General features: G+C 71.3%; 18 protein-coding genes. 9 read left to right on the top strand and 9 right to left on the bottom strand.

Going from position 1 to position 20331, the window contains the following annotated elements:
- The first annotated feature begins 90 nt into the window (after positions 1-90).
- From ABZS40_RS31980 to ABZS40_RS31965, 4 genes are read left to right on the top strand one after another with little or no spacing between them, the layout of a single operon-like run.
- Positions 91-1275: an extracellular solute-binding protein gene (locus ABZS40_RS31980; RefSeq protein WP_354947766.1), complete on the top strand. Its 1185-nt coding sequence runs from the start codon at positions 91-93 to the stop codon at positions 1273-1275.
- Positions 1272-2270 (top strand): sugar ABC transporter permease, encoded by a 999-nt coding sequence (locus ABZS40_RS31975; protein ID WP_354947764.1) that lies wholly within the window; start codon positions 1272-1274, stop codon positions 2268-2270. Before ABZS40_RS31980 ends, ABZS40_RS31975 begins: the two co-directional genes overlap by 4 nt.
- Positions 2267-3133 carry a carbohydrate ABC transporter permease gene (locus tag ABZS40_RS31970; RefSeq protein WP_354947762.1) on the top strand — a complete coding sequence of 289 codons (867 nt, stop codon included), beginning with the start codon at positions 2267-2269 and terminating at the stop codon, positions 3131-3133. The genes ABZS40_RS31975 and ABZS40_RS31970 overlap by 4 nt, the downstream gene beginning before the upstream one ends.
- A gap of 38 nt (positions 3134-3171) precedes the next feature.
- On the top strand, positions 3172-5496 hold the full coding sequence (locus ABZS40_RS31965; protein WP_354947760.1) for a glycoside hydrolase family 3 N-terminal domain-containing protein: 2325 nt from the start codon (positions 3172-3174) through the stop codon (positions 5494-5496).
- 138 nt (positions 5497-5634) lie between these two features.
- Here the strand turns inward: ABZS40_RS31965 and ABZS40_RS31960 are convergent, their stop codons facing one another.
- The 6 genes from ABZS40_RS31960 to ABZS40_RS31935 form a co-directional block, all read right to left on the bottom strand.
- Complete coding sequence (locus tag ABZS40_RS31960) at positions 5635-6495, bottom strand: oxygenase MpaB family protein (RefSeq protein ID WP_354947758.1); 861 nt, start codon at positions 6493-6495, stop codon at positions 5635-5637.
- Positions 6492-7730 carry an MAB_1171c family putative transporter gene (locus ABZS40_RS31955; RefSeq protein WP_354947756.1) on the bottom strand — a complete coding sequence of 413 codons (1239 nt, stop codon included), beginning with the start codon at positions 7728-7730 and terminating at the stop codon, positions 6492-6494. Before ABZS40_RS31955 ends, ABZS40_RS31960 begins: the two co-directional genes overlap by 4 nt.
- Positions 7731-7737: 7 nt before the next feature.
- Entirely contained in the window at positions 7738-8310 is a 573-nt protein-coding gene (locus ABZS40_RS31950) for a hypothetical protein (protein ID WP_354947754.1), read from the bottom strand.
- A 2-nt stretch (positions 8311-8312) separates the two neighbouring features.
- The gene (locus ABZS40_RS31945) at positions 8313-8828 is read right to left on the bottom strand and encodes a hypothetical protein (RefSeq protein ID WP_354947752.1); all 516 of its coding nucleotides are present in this window, start codon (positions 8826-8828) and stop codon (positions 8313-8315) included.
- A 421-nt stretch (positions 8829-9249) separates the two neighbouring features.
- Positions 9250-9450, bottom strand: a complete 201-nt coding sequence (locus ABZS40_RS31940) for a hypothetical protein (protein WP_354947750.1) — start codon at positions 9448-9450, stop codon at positions 9250-9252.
- 31 nt (positions 9451-9481) lie between these two features.
- Positions 9482-13564, bottom strand: coding sequence for a tetratricopeptide repeat protein (locus tag ABZS40_RS31935; RefSeq protein ID WP_354947748.1), 4083 nt, complete (start codon positions 13562-13564; stop codon positions 9482-9484).
- A 73-nt stretch (positions 13565-13637) separates the two neighbouring features.
- On the opposite strand from ABZS40_RS31935, the gene ABZS40_RS31930 reads away from it, so the two are divergent.
- Entirely contained in the window at positions 13638-13799 is a 162-nt protein-coding gene (locus ABZS40_RS31930; protein ID WP_354947746.1) for a hypothetical protein, read from the top strand.
- Positions 13796-14434, top strand: a complete 639-nt coding sequence (locus tag ABZS40_RS31925; protein ID WP_354947745.1) for a hypothetical protein — start codon at positions 13796-13798, stop codon at positions 14432-14434. The genes ABZS40_RS31930 and ABZS40_RS31925 overlap by 4 nt, the downstream gene beginning before the upstream one ends.
- Before the next feature lie 51 nt (positions 14435-14485).
- On the opposite strand, the gene ABZS40_RS31920 is transcribed toward ABZS40_RS31925, so the two are convergent.
- On the bottom strand, positions 14486-15532 hold the full coding sequence (locus ABZS40_RS31920; RefSeq protein WP_354947743.1) for an SMP-30/gluconolactonase/LRE family protein: 1047 nt from the start codon (positions 15530-15532) through the stop codon (positions 14486-14488).
- A gap of 282 nt (positions 15533-15814) precedes the next feature.
- On the opposite strand from ABZS40_RS31920, the gene ABZS40_RS31915 reads away from it, so the two are divergent.
- The 3 genes from ABZS40_RS31915 (at position 15815) to ABZS40_RS31905 (ending at position 18754) form a co-directional block, all read left to right on the top strand.
- Entirely contained in the window at positions 15815-16993 is a 1179-nt protein-coding gene (locus ABZS40_RS31915) for an aminotransferase class I/II-fold pyridoxal phosphate-dependent enzyme (RefSeq protein ID WP_354947741.1), read from the top strand.
- A 79-nt stretch (positions 16994-17072) separates the two neighbouring features.
- Positions 17073-17588: a SigE family RNA polymerase sigma factor gene (locus ABZS40_RS31910; protein WP_354947739.1), complete on the top strand. Its 516-nt coding sequence runs from the start codon at positions 17073-17075 to the stop codon at positions 17586-17588.
- Positions 17585-18754, top strand: a complete 1170-nt coding sequence (locus ABZS40_RS31905; RefSeq protein WP_354947738.1) for a hypothetical protein — start codon at positions 17585-17587, stop codon at positions 18752-18754. The genes ABZS40_RS31910 and ABZS40_RS31905 overlap by 4 nt, the downstream gene beginning before the upstream one ends.
- Positions 18755-18760: 6 nt before the next feature.
- Here ABZS40_RS31905 and ABZS40_RS31900 read toward each other — a convergent pair whose 3' ends face one another.
- Together ABZS40_RS31900 and ABZS40_RS31895 are read right to left on the bottom strand one after the other, a co-directional pair.
- Positions 18761-19159 (bottom strand): hypothetical protein, encoded by a 399-nt coding sequence (locus ABZS40_RS31900; RefSeq protein ID WP_354947736.1) that lies wholly within the window; start codon positions 19157-19159, stop codon positions 18761-18763.
- Positions 19160-19292: 133 nt separating this feature from the next.
- Positions 19293-20168: an alpha/beta hydrolase gene (locus tag ABZS40_RS31895; protein WP_354947734.1), complete on the bottom strand. Its 876-nt coding sequence runs from the start codon at positions 20166-20168 to the stop codon at positions 19293-19295.
- Positions 20169-20331 lie beyond the last annotated feature (163 nt).

Below are 20331 nucleotides of genomic sequence, written 5' to 3'. Positions count from 1 at the left end.
GCACTGTTAATGACAGGTGTTGTCGTCCTCGCCGGGTGTTCCGGCGGCGGCGAAGAGGCGGCCCCTCAGAGCGAGCTGTACAAGGACCCGGTGACCCTGACCTGGTGGCACAACGCCTCACAGGACGGGCCCGGCAAGACCTACTGGGAGAAGGTCGCCAAGGACTTCTCCGCACTTCACCCCACCGTCAAGATCGAGATCGAGGCGATCGAGACGAACCAGCTCCAGCGCACCCGGCTCCCTGCCGCGCTGCTGAGCAGCGACCCGCCGGACATCTTCCAGGCCTGGGGCGGCGGCGAGATGAGCGAGCAGGTGGAGGCCGACTACCTCAAGGAGATCACCGACCAGACCAAGACCGAGGTCGGCGACATCGGCAGCGCCGCGGAGATCTGGCAGGTCGAGGGCAAGCAGTACGGCCTGCCGTTCCGGATGGGCATTGAGGGCGTCTGGTACAACAAGGACATGTTCGCTGCGGCGGGCATCGCGGCTCCGCCGACCACCTTCGAGGAGCTCAACACCGCGGTCACCAAGCTCAAGGCGACCAACGTCGTTCCGATCGCCGTGGGGGCCGGTGACAAGTGGCCGGCCGCGCACTGGTGGTACAACATGGCGCTGCGCGCCTGCTCGATCGACGCCCTCAAGAAGGCGTCGGCGGAGAAGAACTTCGACGACCCGTGCTTCGTGAAGGCCGGCCAGGACCTGAAGGCGTTCATCGACACCAAGCCGTTCCAGCCCAACTTCATCGCCACGCCGGGCCAGAACGACCCGACCAGCGCCAACGGCATGCTCGCCAACGGCAAGGCCGCGATGGAGCTCATGGGTGACTGGAACCGCGGCACGCTGGACACCGTCACCACGGACAAGGCGAAACTCGCGTCGTTCCTCGGCTGGTTCCCGGTGCCGGCGATCTCCGGCTCCCCGGGTGACCCGAAGGCGGCCCTCGGCGGTGGCGACGGGTTCTCCTGCGCCAAGAACGCCCCGGCCGAGTGCGTCGAGTTCCTCAAGTACCTCGTGAGCCCCGAGGTGCAGAAGGGCTACGCCGAGACCGGCACCGGCCTGCCTGTCGCCAAGGCCGCGGCGGACGCCGTGAAGGACCCCGCGCTGAAGTCCATCCTGGAGGTCACCTCCGGGGCGAGCTACGTGCAGCTCTGGCTGGACACGGCGTACGGCAGCACGGTCGGCAACGCGATGAACGACGCGATCGTCGCCATCTTCGCCGGCAACGGGACGCCTGAGAAGGTCGTCTCGGCAATGAAGGCGGCCGCAAGCAAGTGACCTCCGCCAACCAGATCCGTATGCCCGCCGGCGGCGCTTCCGCGTCGCCGGCGGGCCCCCACAGGGCCGGGCGCGAGTCCGCCCGCCGAGCCGACAACCGCCGCAAGTGGTACGAGATCATCGGGCTCACCACGCCGGCCGTTCTGATCTACGTGATGTTCGTGCTGGTGCCGATGGGCTTCGCGGTCTACTACAGCCTGTTCCGGTGGCGCGGGGTCGGGCCTCCCACGGAGTTCGTCGGTCTGCGGAACTACACCCTCGCCTTCCAGGACCCGATCTTCCTCGACGCCCTGCGCAACAACGCGATCATCGTGTTCGGGTCGCTGCTGATCCAGGGCCCGATCGCCCTGGGCGTCGCCCTGCTGCTCAACCGTCGCTTCCGTGGGCGGGCCGTGTTCCGCCTGCTGGTGTTCGTGCCGTACGTGCTGGCCGAGGTCACCGTCGGCATCATGTGGAAGCTTCTGCTGACCGGCGACGGCACTGTCGACGCGCTGCTGCGGTCGCTGGGCATGGGCGGCCTGGTGCAGGCCTGGCTGGCGGACCTGGATGTGGTCATCTGGACCCTGCTGGCCGTCCTGACCTGGAAGTACGTCGGCTTCGCCATCATCCTGCTCCTCGCCGGACTGTCCAATGTGCCGGACGAGCTGACCGAGGCGGCCGCCATCGACGGCGCGAGCTGGTGGCAGATCCAACGGCACGTCACGATCCCGCTGCTCGGCCCGACGATCCGGATCTGGATGTTCCTTTCCATGATCGGCTCGCTGCAGATCTTCGACATGATCTGGGTGACCTCGGTGCCCGCGGTGCGGTCTCTCGGCGCATCGGCCACCATGGCGACGTACATGGTCGACAACGGGTTCTTCGCCCGGCTGTGGGGCTACGGCAACGCCGTAGCGGTAATCCTGTTCGTCATCTCCTTCGTGGCGGCGCTGCTGTTCCAGCGGTTCCTGCTCCGCCGCGACATCGAGGGCGCCATCACCGGAAGGGCGAAGTGACGATGGCCGTGAACTCGGTTCTCCCCCCGTCCACCGGGCGCCGTCAGGTCTCCTATGGCACGCCGCTCACCTACGCGCTCGCCCTCGCGATCGCGGCGGTGTCGATAGCCCCGGTCCTCTACGTGGTCATCGGTGGTTTCCGCACCACACCGCAGATCGTCGCGGACCCGGCCGGCCTGCCCGACCCGTTCGTCTGGGACAACTACGCCAGGGTGCTGACCCAGAGCAACTTCTGGCAACAGGCGTTCAACAGCGCGGTCATCGCCCTGGGAACCACGCTGGCCGTGGTCGTGCTCGGACTGGCCGCCGCCTTCGTGCTCGCCCGCTACAGCTTCCGCGGGCGGGAAGGGCTCTACACCTTCTTCACCCTCGGTCTGCTGTTCCCGGCCGGGGCGGCGATCCTGCCGCTCTACCTCATGCTGCGTGACCTGAATCTGATCAACTCCTACTACGCGGTGATCCTGCCGCAGGTCGCCTTCTCACTGCCACTGACGATCGTGATCCTGCGTCCCTTCCTCTCGGCCATCCCGCGAGAGTTGGAGGACGCCGCCGCCATCGACGGTGCGAGTCGGCTCGGCTTCCTCTGGCGCGTCGCGATGCCGCTGTCGCGGCCCGCGCTCGTCACCGTTGGCGTCCTGGCGTTCGTGGCGAGCTGGAACTCGTTCCTGCTGCCGCTGCTCGTGCTCAACGACGTCAACCTGCACACCCTGCCGCTGGGCGTGCAGAACTTCTCCAGCCAGTACACCACCGACACGGCAGGCGTACTCGCCTTCACCTCGCTGGCGATGCTGCCGGCACTGCTCTTCTTCACGCTCGCTGAGAAGCAGATCGTCGGTGGCCTGCAGGGTGCGGTCAAGGGCTGAGCGGCAGCGGCACGAGCACAACCACAGGAAGGCACAGCATGACTGAGGTCCACGCGGTGGTGGGCGGGCCGGCACCGGCCCAGGCAGGTCCGGAGCACGGACGACCGGACGGGCGCGACGGCGAGGCCCGCCTACGCGATCTCCTCGGCCGGATGACGATCGAGGAGAAGATCGCCCAGCTCGTCGGCTTCTGGGAGAAGGAGGACGGCGAGGCGGTCGCACCGTTGCAGGGGGAGTTCGGCGACGCCTTCAAGCTCGAGGACTTCTCCCGGCACGGGCTCGGTCACCTCACCCGCGCCTACGGCACCCGCCCGTTGGACGCGGCGGAACGCGCGTCGTGGTTGTGGAAGTTCCAACGGGACCTGGTGACCGGCACCCGGCTCGGCATCCCGGCGATCGTCCACGAGGAGTGCCTCACCGGGCTGTCCGCGTGGAAGGCGGCCACGTTCCCCACCCCGCTGGCCTGGGGTGCCGCGTTCGACCCCGACCTGGTCACCGAGATGGCCGCGGCGATCGGCGCCTCGATGCGGGCTCTGGGCGTGCACCAGGGGCTCTCTCCGGTGCTCGACGTGATCCGTGACCCCCGCTGGGGTCGGGTGGACGAGTGCATCGCCGAAGACCCGTACCTGGTCGGCACCATCGGCACGTCGTACGTGCGCGGCCTGCAGTCGCAGGGGGTGCACGCCACCCTCAAGCACTTCGCCGGCTACTCCGCCTCGCGCGCCGGGCGTAACTTCGCGCCGGTGCACGTCGGCCGCCGGGAACTGGCCGACGTGCTGCTCCTCCCGTTCGAGATGGCGATCATCGACGGTGACGCCCGCAGTGTCATGCACTCGTACGCCGAGATCGACGGGGTGCCCGTCGCCGCCGACCCGACGATGCTGACCGGCATCCTGCGGGACCAGTGGGGCTTCGACGGCACGGTGGTGGCCGACTACTACGGGGTGGCGTTCCTGAACCTGCTGCACCACGTGGCGAGCGATCACGCGGATGCGGCCGGGCAGGCGTTGACGGCCGGGCTCGACGTCGAACTGCCGACCGGCGACGCCTATCTGACCCTGGGGGAGTCGGTGCGGGCGGGCACGCTGGACGAGGCGTTCATCGACCGCGCGGTGCTGCGGGTGCTGCGCCAGAAGCAGGACCTGGGTCTGCTCGACGCGACCTTCAGCGACGAACCGCCCCAGACGATCGACCTCGACTCGCCCGAGCACCGGTCGATCGCCCGCCGGCTCGCCGAGGAATCGATAGTGCTGGTCGCCAACCGGGGCGCGCTGCCGTTGCCCGCGGGGCGACGGATGGCCCTCATCGGCCCGAACGCCGACCGGCAGAGTGCGCTCTTCGGGTGCTACTCGTTCCTCAACCACGTCCTCGTCCAGCACCCCGGTGTGGAGACCGGCATCGAGGTGCCGACGGTGCTCGACGCCGTGCGGGCCGAGTTCGGCAGCGACCTCGTCACCTGGGCACGCGGCTGCGACGTGGACGACGACGACCGATCGGGCTTCGACGAGGCCGTCGTCGCCGCCTCCGGCGCGGACGTGGCAGTCCTGGTCGTCGGCGACCACGCCGGCCTCTTCGGACGCGGCACGGTCGGCGAAGGCTGCGACCGGGACGACCTGGAGTTGCCCGGCGTCCAGCGCGAACTGGTCGAGGCGGTGCTGGAAACCGGCACCCCGGTCGTCCTCGTGCTGCTCACCGGCCGGCCGTACGCGATCGGCTGGGCGCTCTCACGCTGCGCGGCGGTGGTGCAGGCGTTCTTCCCGGGCGAGGAGGGCGCCGGGGCGATCGCGGGGGTGCTCTCCGGGCGGGTCAACCCGTCGGGCCGGCTGCCGGTCAGCCTGCCCGGGTCGGCCGGCGCGCAGCCGTACTCCTACCTGCACCCCACCCTCGGTGCGGGCAACGAGGTGACCAGCCTGCCGGCGACGCCCGTGGCGCCGTTCGGCCACGGCCTGTCCTACACGACATTCGCCTACAGCGATCTCACAGTGCCGACCACGGTGCCCGCCGACGGGGCGGTCGGGGTGACCGTGCGGGTGACGAACACCGGCGCGGTCGCTGGCGACGACGTGGTCCAGCTCTACGGTCGCGACGTGGTCGCCTCGGTGACCCGGCCGGTGGCGCAGCTGCTCGGCTACCGGCGAGTCCACCTGGAGCCGGGCCGGTCCGTCACGGTCGAGCTGACGGTCCCCACCACCCGCCTGGCCTTCTCCGACCGCACGTTCACCCGCGTCGTGGAGCCCGGCGACGTCGAGCTCTGGGTCGGCACCAGCGCGCGGCGGGACGCCCAGGCGTTGACCACGCTGGTCGGTGACACCGTCCCGGTCACCAACGCCTCCCCACGCTGGACCACCACCGACGTGCGCTGAGAGCCGGTCCGCCGATTGTCCCCGGCGGACAGTCGGCGGGCCGGCCCCACTCGCGTGCCGGTTCTCCGCGGTGACCTCGCACGGGTAGCGCAGGCCCCGGCGCGCGGCTGAGCGGACGACGCCAGCAGGGCCGAGGTGCTACTCGCGCACGCGGTCCTGGTGTGGGCCGAGCTGGCTGATCTCGTACCCGTCGGGGTAGCTCTTGGCCTTGATCCCGTCGGCGAACAACGCGGAGGTCCGTGGCGCCCCGAACCACCGCTGCAACCCCGAGCGCGTCCGCAAGGCCAGGTGCAACCCCGCCCGGACCGGCCAGGCCGGCGTGCCGACCCGCGTTGCGCGCCGAAGCGGCGCGTCGTACAGGGCGCTGACCAGTGCGTTTCCCAGTGGCGCGAGGATCCTGGGGATCCGGGTGAGCATCAGCATGCGGGTGGCGCGTTCGATGGCCGCCGCGTCGTCGTTGGGCTGAAGGTGAGCTGCGTCGTGCGCGTCGAACCAGGTCTCGAACTCGTCGTACGACCCGGGGATGTCGGTGATGCCCATCCGTCGGCCCAGTTCCCGGTAGAACAGGTACGTGGCGTGACGTTCGTGGCAGCAGGGTTGGCGCCAGCCGTACTCCTGCAACCAGCGGGTGGGGATCACGACCAGGCAGCCGAGGACGTAGCGGAAGTCGTCGTTGCTGATGTCGTACGGGCGGTGGATCTGGTTGACGCGCCGCAACGCGTCGCGGCCCCGAGGCTGTTCGAAGCCGTTGAGCACCATCTCGTACATCAGCAGGCCGGTGTCGTCGATCCGCTTCTGGGTGCGTTCGGTCAGCTCGGCCGTGGCGGTGTGCACCGCGGCGATGGCGGGGACGGAGAACGACCTGTTGAAGGCGAGGTTGAGCCCGAGCTTCATGTCCCACGGAAACTCGTAGCGCAGCATGGTCTGGTAGATGTGCAGGTAGTCGCGCTCGGGGTCGAGAGCACGGGTACGGGTCAGGTTGTCGTAGCGGCCTCTCATCGGCGGGCGTCTCCAGCGCTGTCATGTGGGGTGCCCGCGGCGGCGAGTTCTCGGGTCGCGGCGATCGTTCGCTCCACCACCGGCGAGCGGGCGTAGACCTCGGTGACGAGCGTCAGCCAGGCGACCTCACCGGCGTAGCCGTCGTCCGGGCGGTGCAGTTGGTCGGCCGGTTGCGGAACCGCTGCCACCAGACCGGCGCCGTGGCGACGCAGAGCGCAGGCCAGGTGGGCGGCCTCAATGGACGCCTGCCGCTCCTCGGCGGTCAGCCCGGCCTGCTCGGCGAACTGTGCGGCCAGCGCCGTCACACCGGTCTCCGTGTACGGGCGCAGCGCCAGGCGGCCGTCACGGATCTCGGCCACCCGGCGGGTCAGCGCGTAGTCGGTGTCGCGCACGGCAGTGCGGCGTCGGCGCAGGGCGGGTTCGAGTTCGAGTTCGGGGAAGGCCGCGACGAGGTCACGCCAGAGTGGTTCGAGCCGCCGGTAGGAGTGGTAGTCCTCCCACCGGCGCGTGATCTTGAGGGTGGGCCCCCACGCCGGCATGGTGAGACCGATCGTGATGAGCAGAGCGCCGATGGTCACCAGGACCGCGGCGATCTGTCGTTCCCCGGCCGGTTGGTAGCCGGCCCAGTAGGCGACCAGATAGCCGATCTTGTTGGTGCTGTAGAGCAGTGCGAAGGCGGCACCGACCGCTGTGATGCGCAGGCCACGGCGCAACCAGGGTCGCCCGCAGATCTTCGCGAAGCCCCAGCACAACCGGGCGATGTCGAAGCAGTAGGCGAAGAAGCCGAGCATCAGGAAGATCAGCAGGTAGGCGGTGACGACGGGGTCCGTCGCGTACTCGACCGTCAGGAGCACCGGGTCGTCGTAGGTGAGGGTGTGGGCGAACAGGCCGACCATGACGAGGAACGCGCACGCGGTGACGCAGATCCACTTGCGGGCCCGGGCGGTGGCCGTCGCCGCGGGGAGCGCGAAGTGCAGGAGCATGATCTCGGCGTTCGCCGAGATGGTCAGCGCGCCGGCGTGGGCCATGACCTTGGCCAGGTTGGGTAGCCCCGACATCTGGTCGATCGCCGTCGCGATGGGCGGGATGGCGACCGTGATCCCGGCCGCGAAGGCGCCGAGACCGAAGCAGATCGCACGGCGGGCGTGGCTGGGGTGCCGGCGCTGGAGTCGCACCATGTACCCGAGGGCGATCCAGCCGGCCGTGGCGCAGACGGCGTAGAGGGCGGTGTCCATCGCGCCGCTACCAGTGGGGATGTTCGAGTGAGTGCCGCAGCCGGCCGTACAGCTCGACGTCCTGGCCGGTCAGCGGCGCGTCGTCCACGTCGCTGCTACTGCCGCGGACCCGCCGCAGGAGCAGAGAACCGATCATCTCAGCTTCGCGTTCCTCGGTTGCGGCGTAGTTGCTGCGACCGAGACTGCGCTGGACCAGCTGCGGGTCGAGATCCGGTAGCAGCAGTCGGGAGGCGTCCGCGTCCAGCACCTCGGTTGCCTGGTGGCCGGCGAGCAGGTGACCCAACTCGTGGCCGATGATCAGCATCTGGTGCAGCGGCGAGGTGTCCTGCTCGAAGAAGATGGCGTCGAAGTCGCCGGTCGGCACGCACATCCCGCACACGGTATGTGCCGGCAGCTTGATCGGCACCAGGTGGATGGGCCGACCGCGCCGCTCGCCGAGGGCATCGCAGAGCTTCCGGATGTCGAAGGGTTCGGGCACCTCAAGCTCGGCAACCATCTGCTCGCAGCGCCTGCGTAGTCGGTGCAACTTCACGTCAGCGGTCTCCTGCTCGTCGGTGTACTGCCACCGAAGGATCTGCACGGCTAGCCGCGAACGACCGGCGCGGAACTGGTCGTGCCAGTGCCGGCCGCCACGGCTCGCAATCGGGCCACCATCTGCTCGATGAGCTGCGTGTCCGTCGCGGAGAGCCCGTTGTCGGCGAGCACCTGGCGCAGCGCCACCTGCTTGACATCCATCTGGCGTAGCTCGTTGAGCAGCGTGAGCTGGTCCGCTGTTCGTCGTGCTGCCGCGTCGTCGACGAAGTAGCCCGAGTTGACCCCGAAGGCGGCAGCCAGGGCGCGGACGTGTGAGGTGCGGGGATCGCTGGCCACACCGCGGCGCAACTCGCCGATGTAGGCGGCGCTGATCGTCACGCCCGTCCCGGCGGCCACCTCGTTGATCTTGTCGGCGATCTCCCTGTTGGTGTACCTGCGCCCCGGCTCGTCGGAGTCGCTGACCTCGTCGGGCGTCGGGCGGATCTTGTCGAACAGGTATTCCAGCCTCGCAGCCAGCGTGCCGAGGGGTGGCAGCTCGTGCTCTGCGTGCCAATCGTCAACCATGACTCTTCACCCTCCAGCCGCTAAACGACAGTGTCGCAGATGTGCGGCGCGGCAAAACAGATGTTGACACGTGCACGGAACGTGAGCGTATGCTCGCTCCTGTTTGGAGCAACGGGCGTTGAGTGTGATCTCAAGTGGCTCAACACCCGTTGCGCGCCGGATGGCGTGTGGTCCGGCCGGCCACACCCGGGGGCCATCGCTGGGAGGGGTCAGCTCCGCGGGAGCACAACGGGGGCTCCTCCCGCGGCTTGGCTCGCGTGTCGGGTCGGTGGCGGCAGACCGCCCCTGCCCGGCCGCTTGTTGGTGGGGGGTCGCTGGGCCGCTCCGGCAGATGACGTTGTCTGCCGGCGGCCCAGCGACAGTGGCGGCTCACGGTGTCAGATTTCCCCCGGGCCCCGGCCACCCATCCAGGTGACGGTGGTCAGCCTTCCAGCTCCGCCCGCAACTCGTCCGCGTTCCGGCCCAACAAGCCGATCCGGCTCACCCACCGCGCCCCCCACGGGCGGCAGGCGGGAATGGTGGCGGCGGGCGCGAGGAGTACGAGCGCGGCGACGGCGAGCGGCAGCCGAGCACCCGCGAAAGCAGTGCGTCGCAGGAGCAGCCCGAATGCGTCCTCCGCCACCCTCACCGGCAGCATCGCCGGCGCGGTGGGTTCAGGCCGGCTCGGTAGCTGTCGGTAGCACCGCGATCAGGTCGAGCACCTCGACGGTACGGGCCGGGCCGAAGGCGTCGGTGAGGATGGCCGTGAACGCCTCGTCGCCGAGACCGGCCCGCAGGTCGCGCAGTGCGTTGAGGTCGAGCGCCGCGTTGGTCGACCCGATCTGCCGGTCGATGCTCAGTGCCTCGACGATCAGCGGGATGCCCTCCGCCGGATGGCCCTGCTCGACCCGCAGCTGCCCGAGCGCCACCTGGTCCAGTGCCATCTCCTCCCAGTTGCCCTGCTCGCGGTCGATCCCCAGGCAGGTCCGGTAGCACCGCTCGGCCAGGGCCCGGTCGCCGCGCAGGCCGGCGACCCGACCGAGGTGGAAGGTGCTGTTGGAGACGCCCGACAGGTTCCCGAGCCGCTTCTTGATCGCGATGGAGCGGCGGTAGAACCCGTCCGCGCCGGCGAGGTCCTCCTGCTCCTCGCAGACCCGGCCGAGCTGGTGTAGGACGATGGCCTGGTTGGTCTCGTGGCGCAGCACGCGGTAGACCTCCAGCGCCTCCTCGTAGCGGGACCGGGCCTCGGCCAGCCGGCGGGTCTCCAGGGCCACCCGGCCGAGGTCCTCGTGGCACTTGGCGACCCCCGCCCGGTAGCCGGCGGCGGCGCAGATCGGCAGCGCCCGCAGCAGGCACATGCGGGCGGTGCCGAACTCACCCGCCTGGGCGGCGGCGATGGCGAGCAGGACGTACCCACTGCCCAGCGGCGTCGGGTGGGAACCGTCGAACCGGAACCGCAGGTACGCCTCGACCCACTGGGCCCGCTGCGCCGCCTGCCGCCGGTCGAGGTGCCGGGCCAGCAGGGCGGAGAAGGCTTGTGCTCCCAGTTCCAGGCGCTGCACGGCCAGCCACTCCAGGGCCGACTGGCGCGGCGGCTGGTCGTCCCCGCCGATCGCGCTCACTGTGTGCGGCACCGCCTCGGCGGCCCGGCCGAGGACGGTCCGGACGCCGCCGAGCAGTTCGTCGCAGCGGCGCAGCAGCCGGTCCTCCCCGAGGGCCGCGACGATCGTCCGGGCGCGGGCGAAGCAGCTCTCGGCGAATTCGAGGTCGTCGAGGTCACGGGAGAGGTGACCGAGCAGCAGTGTGCACTCGGCGATGTGACCGTTGCTGCCGACCTCCTCGAAGATCTTCAGGGCGGCGCGGACCCGGGCCTCGGCGGTCTCGTACGCGAACTGTGCGAGGGCGATCCGCCCGAGCATCACCAGCCCGCTGCCCTGCTGGACCCGGACGCCCAACCGTCCGTAGGTGGTGATCGCCACCTGGATGCACTGCTCCGCCTTCACGAGGTCCCGGGCTTCGAAGGCGAGTACGCCGATCTGGTGGTGGCTCGCCGCGATCCCGTCCAGGTCGTCGAGGTCCCGGGCGATCGCCAGCTCCTCCAGGTAACGCGACATGGTCAGCTCGGCGTCGCCGTTGTCGCGGGCGGTGCCGGCGAGCTGGTGCAGGGTCCGGAAGACCGCCGCCCGGTCGTCGAGCCGACTCAAAATCGTCAACGCCTCCTGGAACAGCCGGTCCGCTGTCGCCCGGTCACCCCGGTTGTCGGCGACCAGGCCCAACTGGTGCAGGAGTTTGCCGACCCCGCTCTCGTCGTCGAGATTCCGGTAGACGGCCAGCGCCGCCTCGTAGCGCTGCGTCGCCTGCGGGTACTCGCCCCGGCTGAGGTGCACGTCGCCGAGTCCCTTCAGGAAGCTCGCCGAGCGCGCGGAGCCCGGGGGTGCCATCGGCAGCAGTTCCCGCCAGATCTTCTCCTCCCAGGCCCAGTGCCCCGCCGCGTGCAACTCCTGGCAGGCCAGCTCGGAGTAGGTGACGACGTCGTCGGTGTCACCCGCGGCCAGGTGGTGGTACCGCGCCTCGACGGCCCGGCGGATGAAGTCGTGCTGGTCGGTGCTGGACCGTGTCCGCCAGCCCCAGTAACGACCCGCCCGGCGATGGGCGTCCACCACCGCGTCGCGGCCGGCGATCCGCAGCAGGCTCGCTGCCGTCCACCTGTGCACCAGGTGGCCCCCGGTCACCGGGGCGAGCAGCCCCAGCTGGGACAGCGTCTCGACCGACTCGTCCAGCCCTGTGGGCTCCGGTGGTGGGTCGCCGCCGTCCGTTGGATCGGCGAGCTGCCAGGCGAGGCCCGTCCGGTCTACCGGGGTGCGGTACACCGCCGCGCCGAGCAGCAACCGACGGGCCGCCGGGACGGCCTCCAGGCGGGCGAGCAGCCGGGGCAGCAGCACATCCTCGGCGGCCAGCGCGCCGGCCTCGGCCAGCGGCGTGCCGACCTCCGCCGGCCCGGCGTCCCGGCCACCGCCGGCCGCGGCCAGTCGACTGGCCACCTCGTCGGATCGGGCGCTGCCACCGCGCAGCAGGCCGTCGAGGTATTCCAGCGCGCGCGGGTGGCCACCCAGTCGGTGCCACATCCGTTGCTGTTCCGCCGGCGCCAGCTGGCCGACGCCCGGCAGTCGCCAGAGCAGCTTGCGGGTCTCCTGCCAGGAGAGCGGACCGAGGTGACAGGTTTCGAGACCGACGACCGGGAACGGGTGCCGGCTGGTCACGACCAGCTCGTGGCGGGACGCCCAGGCGGCGAGGAACGCGGCCAGGTCCCCGTCGGCCAACCGGTGCTCGGCGTCCAGGGCGTCCTCGGCGTTGTCGAGGACGAGCAGCAGCGGCGGGCCGCCGGTGCCGATCGAATCCAGCCGTCGCCGCCAGTCCTGGCCCGGCTCGGCGAGGGCGACGAGCCATCGCCGCACCGGGTCCTCCGGGGCCGCCCCCGCGCATCGGCCCTCCACCTGGCGGCGCAGCTCGTCGAGGATCTCGTCGACGGTGGCGTCGCCGCGGGTCGCCACGACGATGCCGCCCGCGTCGCGGAACCGCTGCCCGAGTTCCGCGGCGAGACTCGTCTTGCCGATCCCGCCGATGCCGTGGACGAGCACCCGCAGCTTTCCCCGGGACAGCCGGCGCAGGATCTCCCGGCGGCCCACGAAGTCCGTGGGTGCGCGCACCACGCCGTCCCCGACGAGCGACTGGCCGGGCGGCACGGCGACGGCAGCACCGTTCCGCCCGCCGGCCAGCCGCAGCCCGGGGTCGGCCAGGAACAGTGTGGGCATCCACCACTCGGCGGCGGTCGGGGCCAGCTCGCGGCGTACGGCGGAAACCTCCGCCAGCAGCTCCGGCTCGCCGCGGGCGGCCAACCGCTCATAGAGCCGAGCGCAGAACTCGATGGTGTATTCGTCGCTGACCGTTCCGTTCATCGCCAGCACCGACGGCGCACCGTGGGCCAGCAGCGCGCCGGCCAGCCCGGGCAGCTCCCGCTGATCCTGCCGAGCGGTGGAGCAGCCGGCCAGCACGATCAACGGCACGGTCCGGCCCGGCGGCAGCACCTCGGCCAGGAACCGCGCCGCGTCCACGCGATCCTCAGTGCCGGTGGGGGTCTCCAACAGCAGCGCGCCGGGGCGCGCGTGGCTGGAGACGTGCAGGACGTGGAACGGCTCCTCGGCGAGGGCGGCCCTGATCGCGGCGGCGCTGCCCCACTCCAGGACGCGCACCCGCACCCCGTGCCGGTGCCCTGGTTCCACGGCGCCGAGGATCCGCCCGAGTTCCCGTTCGTGGTCCAGCAGCGGCTGGGTGGAGTCGTCCGGGCTCGCGATCGCCGCGAGCATCCGCAGCGGGCCGTCCACCCGGACTGTGGGCGCCGGCCTGTCGGGACCGGTCCGGCAGACGTCGACGTCGGGGCGCAGCGCCAGCGGCAACTCCTCGCCGGGCAGCACCAGGGTCTCCCAGGGCAGGTCGGCCAGGGCCGGGTCGACGACCTCGATGCCGAGCCGGTGCCGGCCGGGCCGGGCCAGCTCAGCGCGCAGGGCCGGGCCGGGGGCGTCGAGGAAGCGGCGGCCGAGCGCGACGCCCACCTCGTACGACAGCTCCACCGAGGGTCCGCCGCGCAACCGCCAGAGCAGGTCGGCCGTGCGCTGATCGGCCGGGCCCACCGGGTGCCGGCGCCGGTCGCCCCGAAGGGCGAGGACCACGTCGGTCGCGCTGACGGTCAACCGGATCACAGACGCCCCCTGCGGTCGCCCGGCGGACGACCCGACGCCGGGGCGGATTGCCGGACTGACCGATACTGTATCCATGGCTGACGATCCTGAAGAGCTTGCGCAGGTCAACGCCGTGCGGATCAACGACAGCGGCGAGCTGGAGTTCTTCGACGGCCAGCGCTGGGTGCCGTACACCGATCTGCCCGACGACGAGCACGGCCCGCTGGGTGTCGTCTTCCGCGACGACCACCGATGACCGGGGAGTCGCCGACGAGCGGCGCGGGGCTCGACGCGCTGCCGTCCCCGTTGGACTCGGTAGCGGACAGCCGGGCCGCGGCACGGTGGATCATCTCCTCGGCCGGCGCGGTCGGCGCGCTGCTGCTCGGCGGTGGCCCGCTGATCGCGGCCGGCAAGGTCACCGACTGGGTTCACGCGGCGTGGGCGGGCGGCGGTCTGCTGGTGACGCTGCTCGGCGTGGCCTGGGCGATCTGGCGGACCAGCGAGGTGCTCGTCCCACCGATGACCACGCCGGCGTCGCTCACCGGGCCGGAGCTGCGCGGCCTGCGCGAGCGGCTGGAGGCCGAGCCCTGGTACCACTTCGGCGGGTACGCCGATGACGTCGACGGTCTGCTGCGGCATCGCCGGATCGCCGCGGAGATAACCGGCCGCCTGTCGACGGCCCCGCCGCAGGAGCGGGCCGCCCTCCGGGAAGGGCTCGCCACCGCGCGTCGCAACATCGCCCGGACCGATCCGTACCTGCGGTGGTTGCTCGCCACCGCGCACGCCTGGCAGGTCCGGGAGTCGTTGCGTCGGGCCCGCCGGCAGACCTTCCTGGCCGCCGCGCTGGTGGTGGTCGGGGCGGTGGTGTTCATCGCCGCGAGCGCCGGATAGCGCGCCGCCACGTCGGGTTACGACGGAAGCGGCGCGCCATCCAACCGTCGGTCAGTACGGATAGCCGGGGATGGTGAGTCGCACGCTGTAGAGCCCCGAGTCGCCCCACCGACCCGACGTGACGAAGAGGGTCTGCCGGTCGGGGCCGCCGAACGCCACATTGGTTGTGCCGGAGCCGCCGGACCGGATCGTGCCGAGCTGGGTGCCCGTGGGGGAGTAGACGTGGACCAGGGAGTCCCCGCCCGAGGTCCAGTACACGTTGCCGGCGCAGTCGACAGTGCCGCCGTCGGGGCCGCCGATGTAGTTCACGAAGACGCTGCGGGCACCGATGCTGCCGTCGGGCTGGACCGCGTACTTGTAGATCTTGTTCTCGGAGTAGGCGCCCACGTACAGCGCGGACCCGTCCGGCGAGAGCGAGATGCCGTTGGGTTGGCGCAACCGGTCGTCGACCAGCGACACCTGCCCGTTGGAGACGCGGAAGACGCTCGTACGCCCGCTCATCTGGTCCGGGCGGTTGCCGCGCTGGAAGTTGGGGTCGGTGAAGTAGACGACGCCGTCGGAGCGGACCGCGACGTCGTTCGGCGAATTGAACGCCCGGCCCTGGTAGTTCGCCGCGACGGTGCTGCGGGCCCGGTCGCTCAGCCGGTACGCGGACACGCTCCGCTGGTCGTGGGTGGCCGCCACGAGTTGCTGGCCGTCGGCGCTGAGTGCCAGGCCGTTGCTGCCGGCGTCGGCGATGAACGTGTCGAAGGTCGCCGGCGGGGTGAACCGGCGGATCGTCGACGGCTGGACGTTGTACGGCCCGGTGCCGGCGGCCATGTCGGACAGCAGCAGGTAGCCGCCGTCGGCGACCCAGACCGGCCCTTCGAGGAAGGTGAACCCGCCCTGGATTCGCGGGGCCGTCACGGTGCTGGCCGGCAGCGGTGGGCCGTAACTGACCCCCGTCGGGCAGGCCCCGGGCGGTGCGCCGGGCGGACCGGCGAGCGTGGCGTGAGCGCTAACATGCGCAGCGTCGGCGGCAGCACCGGCGGGCAACGGGGTGGCGCTGACCGCCAGGCACAGGCCGGCCAGTGCGGCAATGGTTGGACGCCAGGTCATCGAATACTCCAATCGGCGTCGAGGGTTGCGATGGCCGGCGTGCAAGGTCGGTGGCTGGCACGGCGTGAGGGCGGGCCGTCGATGTGAGCATTCGGGAGCCTAGGTTATGAACCGTCGGCCCGCAGCAATCTTTCGCCGTTGATTCCGAAACGGATCGGCGCTTATGCACAAAGACGCTGGTCAATGCTAGGCAACGTCGGGAAATCCTTCCGGTATGACCACAGTGGACAGATTGACGATGGCTCGGGTCGCCGGGCCGGACGCGGAGAATAGGCTCGGGTCATGACTGGCCTGCTCAGTGGTGCCCCAACCGCCGTCAACCCCCTCCGCCAGCTCACGATCGACCAGCTCCGGCAGCGGACGAGCCTCAAGTGGCGGGAGTACCCCGACGACGTGCTGCCGCTCTGGGTGGCCGAGATGGACGTGCCGCTGGCCGAGCCGGTCGCACGGGCGATCACCGACGCCGTCGCGCGCGGCGACACCGGCTACACCGCCGGCACGGCGTACCCGCAGGCAGTGGCCGAGTTCGCCGCGCGGCGGTGGGGTTGGGACGGGCTGGCCGTGGCGCGCACCGCGCTGGTGCCCGACGTCATGCACGGCGTCGTCGAGGCGCTGCGACTGGTCACCGGGGCGGGGGACGCGGTGATCGTCAACTGCCCGGTCTACCCGCCGTTCTACGAGTCCGTGGCGCACGCCGACCGCCGGATCGTGGAGGCGCCGCTCGGCGAGGACCTGCGGATCGACCTCGGCACGCTGGAGGATGCGTTCCGGCGGGCTCGCGCTGGCGGCCGGCCGGCGGCGTACCTGCTCTGCAACCCGCACAACCCGACCGGTGTCGTGCACAGCGTCGCCGAGTTGACGGCCGTCGCCGGTCTGGCCCAGCGGCACGGGGTGCGGGTGGTCGTCGACGAGATCCACGCTCCGGTGGTGGCTGCGGAAGCGCGGTTCGTGCCGTACCTCTCGGTGCCCGGCGCGGAGAACGGCCTGTCGCTGATGTCCGCCTCCAAGGGGTGGAACCTGGCCGGCCTGCGCGGTGGGCTCCTCGTCGCCGGCCCGGCCGCCGCCGAGGATCTCGCCCGCGTCCCGTTCGGGGTCAGCGTCAGCACCAGCCACCTCGGCGTGATCGCCCACACCGCTGCCTTCCGTGACGGCGGCGAGTGGCTGGACGCGGTGTTGACCGGCCTCGACGACAACCGTCGGCTCCTTGCCGCGCTGCTCGCCGAGCACCTGCCGGCCATCCGCTACCAGCCCGGTCAGGCCACCTATCTGGCCTGGCTGGACTGCCGCGCCCTGGGCCTCGGCGACGACCCGGCCACGGTGTTCCTCGACCGGGGCCGGGTGGCGCTCAACTCCGGACTGGCGTTCGGCACCGGCGGCGTCGGGCACGTCCGCCTGAACCTGGCCACCGCGCCGGAGCTCATCACCGAGGCGGTACGCCGGATGACGAGCGCCGTCGGCTAGGGGCTTCCCAGCGTTCTTCGACGGGGACGCAACCTGATGGTCGTCCGGTCCCGTCGAGCTTGCGGAGGAGGGAGCCTCGATGGTGGATGCCGAGGGTGAGTTCGTGGAGTACGTCTCCGCGCGACTGCCGAGCCTGCATCGAACCGCGTTCCTGATGTGCGGCGACGCCCATCTGGCCGACGACGTGGTGCAGCAGACGGTCACGGCGCTCTTCGTGAACTGGCGCCGGGTCAGCCGGGCCGACAACGTCGACGCGTACGTACATCGGATGCTGGTGCACAAGCTCGTCGATGAGAAGCGGTTGAGCTGGGCGAAGGTTCGGCTGCTGGGGGCGGTGCCGGAGCCGGAGCGCTCGCCCGTGACGCCGCACGACAACCTGGCCGAGCGGGACAGCCTGCTCGCCGCGCTCGCCCGCCTCCCGCGCGGCCAGCGCACCGTGCTGGTCCTGCGGTTCCTGTGCGACCTGTCGCTGACCGACACGGCCGCCGCGATGGGCTGCTCCGAAGGCAACGTGAAGTCGCAGACGGCTCGGGCGCTGGCGGCCGTCCGCCAGGTGCTCGACGTCACCGAGATGTCAGTGAGGAGTCCGAGATGACCACGGAAGACGATCAGCGGATCGCCGAGCTGCTGCGGTCGGTGCCGGTACCGGAGCCGCGGGTCGACCTGAGCCGGGCGGTCCGCGACGGCCGGCGGCGCCGTCAGCGTCGGCGCGTCGGCGGGATCGCCGCGCTGACGGTGCTGGCCGGGGTCGGCGTCATGGGTGCCGTCCAGGTAGGCGGGACCGCCAGCCCGCCGGTTCCCACCACGCCGGCGCTCGCGGTGTCACCGGCGGGGAGCGGGTCGGCCGCGCCGCGCCCACCGGTCGCCTGCCAGGCGTCGTGGTTGCCGCAGCCGGTCGGCGGTCCGGTAGCGGTGGCCAACCGGGTCGACCCCACCGGGCGGCACATCGTCGGTGACATCGGAACCGGGCGGGAGGACGGACGGGTCGTGCTGTGGACCGACGGCCGGCCGGTGGTCCTGCCGGCTGCCGCGCGGCACGCGGCTGCGGTCAACACCCGTGGCTATGTGGTCGGTACCAACGGCGACGGCGCCGGCTGGCTGTACCGGGACGGGAAGCTGCGTTTCCTGGACACCCCGCCCGGCTACGAGGCGGTGCTCGTGCACGCCGTCAACGGCCGGGGCGACATCGTCGGCACCGCGCGCAGGTCCGACGACTCGCACCAGGCTGTGCTGTGGTCGGCGGACCACCCCGAGAAGCACCGGCTGGTCGGCAAGCGGGGGTCGTCCGCCACCGGGATCACCGAGGACGGCACGATCGTCGGCACCGTCGGTGAACAGCCCTACCGGTGGACGCCGCAGGGCGTCGGGGCGGCGCTGACGGTGCCCGACGGCTACCCGCGGGCGTCGGTCGACTCGGCGCGGGGTCAGTGGGCGATCGGCATGGTTCCCGGCGGCCGGCGCAACGGCGCCGTGCAGATGCTGCCGGTGCTGTGGAATCTCGCCAGCGGAGCGGTGAGCCTGTTGCCCTTTCCGGGGGCGAGCGGCATCGCCGGCAATGGTGACGTTCTGGTCGCCGATGGTGCGCCGCTGGTCGTGGCCGCGGACGGCACCTCCCGCCGGTTGCCGGGCCGACCCGAGGTCCGGGCGACCGAGGCGGGCACGTACATGGCCGAGGGGATCAGCGACGACGGTCTGACTGTGGTCGGGGCAGTCTACGAGAAACAGGCATATCGGCCGCTGGTGTGGCGGTGCACACGCTGAGGGGCTTCACGTGGTGGTGGACGGCCGCGGCGCCCGGGTGCCCACGGCGCTGGCGACCAGGAGTATCACCGCTGGCAGGAACGCGACACCGATGCCCAGCCCGAGCAGCAGACCCCATCCGGTGAGGACGAGCGCGGCCACCAGATCGGCGACCATGGTCAGCCGACCGGAGCGTTGCGCGAGAACGGGCAGCAGCGCCGCGGCGACGGGAACGCCGAGCAGATAGCTTGCCGCGGCACCCGAGTCGTCCACGGTGAAGGGGACCAGCGCGGCGGCCACCAGCGCGGTGATCGCCAGGGCCGACCATTCGAGCACCGACCGGGTGTTGGCCGGCTTACGGACCAGGACCACGAGACCGACGAGCAGGACACCCACGATTGCGCCGACGGTCGCCAGACCAGTCATCTCGTTCTCCTCGACCGACACCGGTGGCGTTTGATCGAAGACGGCGGATCGTCGTCTCCGTGTCTCACGATACGGCTGGTCGGATCGGCTGCACGAGAGCCGGCGCGAGTGAGGAGGTCCCGTCATGCGGACGTCAGCCGGCGTCCAGCACCTCCCGCAGCCGCGCGGCGAACTCCTCGGGCTTGCCCGCGTAACCGAACTCGCCGCCGAGGAACCCGCCGTGGTGGCTCGGGAACACCACGGCCTCCTGGCCGAGCAGCGCCGCGAGGCCCAGGGCGGTGCGAGCGGTGTACGTGTCGGTCGATTCCTCGCCGACAGCGACGACGATGTGGGTGGGCGCGGCGGTGAGCACGCTCGCGTCGGGACGGTAGTCGGTGATCGCCCACGAGTTCTGCGACAGCAGCGGGTCGTCGCGGCGGCCATCGTCGTCGGCGGCCATGCCGAACATCGCCGGGTCCGGAGCGGGTTGGGCGAAGTAGGCATCGGTGAACTCGCCCTGCCAGGACGTCATGGCGATGAAGGCCGCCATCCCCGCACCCGAGCCCTTCGCCTGGTACGCCTCGTAGAAGCCGGCCCGGGCGCGCTCGGCGGCCGTGGCGTCGGGGAGCACGGCGTTGATCGGCGGTTCGTGCGCCACCAGGGTGGCGACGTCGTCGGGGTGAGTGGCGACCAGTTCGAGGGCCGTCACCGCGCCGCCGCTGCTGGCGAACAGGTCGACCGGGCCGACGTCGAGCGCCTGCACGAGCGCGTGCAGGTCGGCGGCCTGCTGCTGCGGCGTGTGGTCGGACCGACCGTCCTTGCGGACGCTGCGGCCCAGGCCACGCGGGTCGTAGGTGAGGACCGTGCGGTCGGTGAAGTGCGGGGCGAGCGCGGTGAAGCCCTCCGCCGCCATCGGCTGGCCGATCATGAGCAGCGCACGATGGGCGCCAGCGGGGGGAAGCGGGCCGCGGACGTCGTAGACCACATCGACGCCGGGAATGACCAGGGTGTGCGTCTGGATGTCCTGCATCCGATGAGACTACGGCCGGCTGACCTGTGTCGGGGTGCGCTACCGATCGGTGGCGTGGGGGGGGGGGGCCGCCCGCCCCCCCCCACACGAGGGCGGGCGCGCGGCCAACGACGAACAAAAACAACACCGCGAGGTGGAACGCCCCCACCGAAGGATATAAACA

This window comes from Micromonospora sp. NPDC005324 (assembly GCF_040607155.1).
In the GTDB taxonomy this organism is placed as follows: domain Bacteria; phylum Actinomycetota; class Actinomycetes; order Mycobacteriales; family Micromonosporaceae; genus Micromonospora; species Micromonospora trifolii.
This window is presented reverse-complemented; position numbering and strand designations above follow the sequence as displayed.

Excerpts from the sequence above, each read along its gene's own strand:
- ABZS40_RS31945 (WP_354947752.1), bottom strand. The coding sequence starts at position 8,828 with ATGGTTGACGATTGGCACGCAGAGCACGAGCTGCCACCCCTCGGCACG.
- ABZS40_RS31965 (WP_354947760.1), top strand. The coding sequence starts at position 3,172 with ATGACTGAGGTCCACGCGGTGGTGGGCGGGCCGGCACCGGCCCAGGCA.
- ABZS40_RS31920 (WP_354947743.1), bottom strand. The coding sequence starts at position 15,532 with ATGACCTGGCGTCCAACCATTGCCGCACTGGCCGGCCTGTGCCTGGCG.
- ABZS40_RS31930 (WP_354947746.1), top strand. The coding sequence starts at position 13,638 with ATGGCTGACGATCCTGAAGAGCTTGCGCAGGTCAACGCCGTGCGGATC.
- ABZS40_RS31910 (WP_354947739.1), top strand. The coding sequence starts at position 17,073 with ATGGTGGATGCCGAGGGTGAGTTCGTGGAGTACGTCTCCGCGCGACTG.
- ABZS40_RS31895 (WP_354947734.1), bottom strand. The coding sequence starts at position 20,168 with ATGCAGGACATCCAGACGCACACCCTGGTCATTCCCGGCGTCGATGTG.
- ABZS40_RS31915 (WP_354947741.1), top strand. The coding sequence starts at position 15,815 with ATGACTGGCCTGCTCAGTGGTGCCCCAACCGCCGTCAACCCCCTCCGC.
- ABZS40_RS31955 (WP_354947756.1), bottom strand. The coding sequence starts at position 7,730 with ATGGACACCGCCCTCTACGCCGTCTGCGCCACGGCCGGCTGGATCGCC.
- ABZS40_RS31905 (WP_354947738.1), top strand. The coding sequence starts at position 17,585 with ATGACCACGGAAGACGATCAGCGGATCGCCGAGCTGCTGCGGTCGGTG.
- ABZS40_RS31960 (WP_354947758.1), bottom strand. The coding sequence starts at position 6,495 with ATGAGAGGCCGCTACGACAACCTGACCCGTACCCGTGCTCTCGACCCC.
- ABZS40_RS31925 (WP_354947745.1), top strand. The coding sequence starts at position 13,796 with ATGACCGGGGAGTCGCCGACGAGCGGCGCGGGGCTCGACGCGCTGCCG.
- ABZS40_RS31900 (WP_354947736.1), bottom strand. The coding sequence starts at position 19,159 with ATGACTGGTCTGGCGACCGTCGGCGCAATCGTGGGTGTCCTGCTCGTC.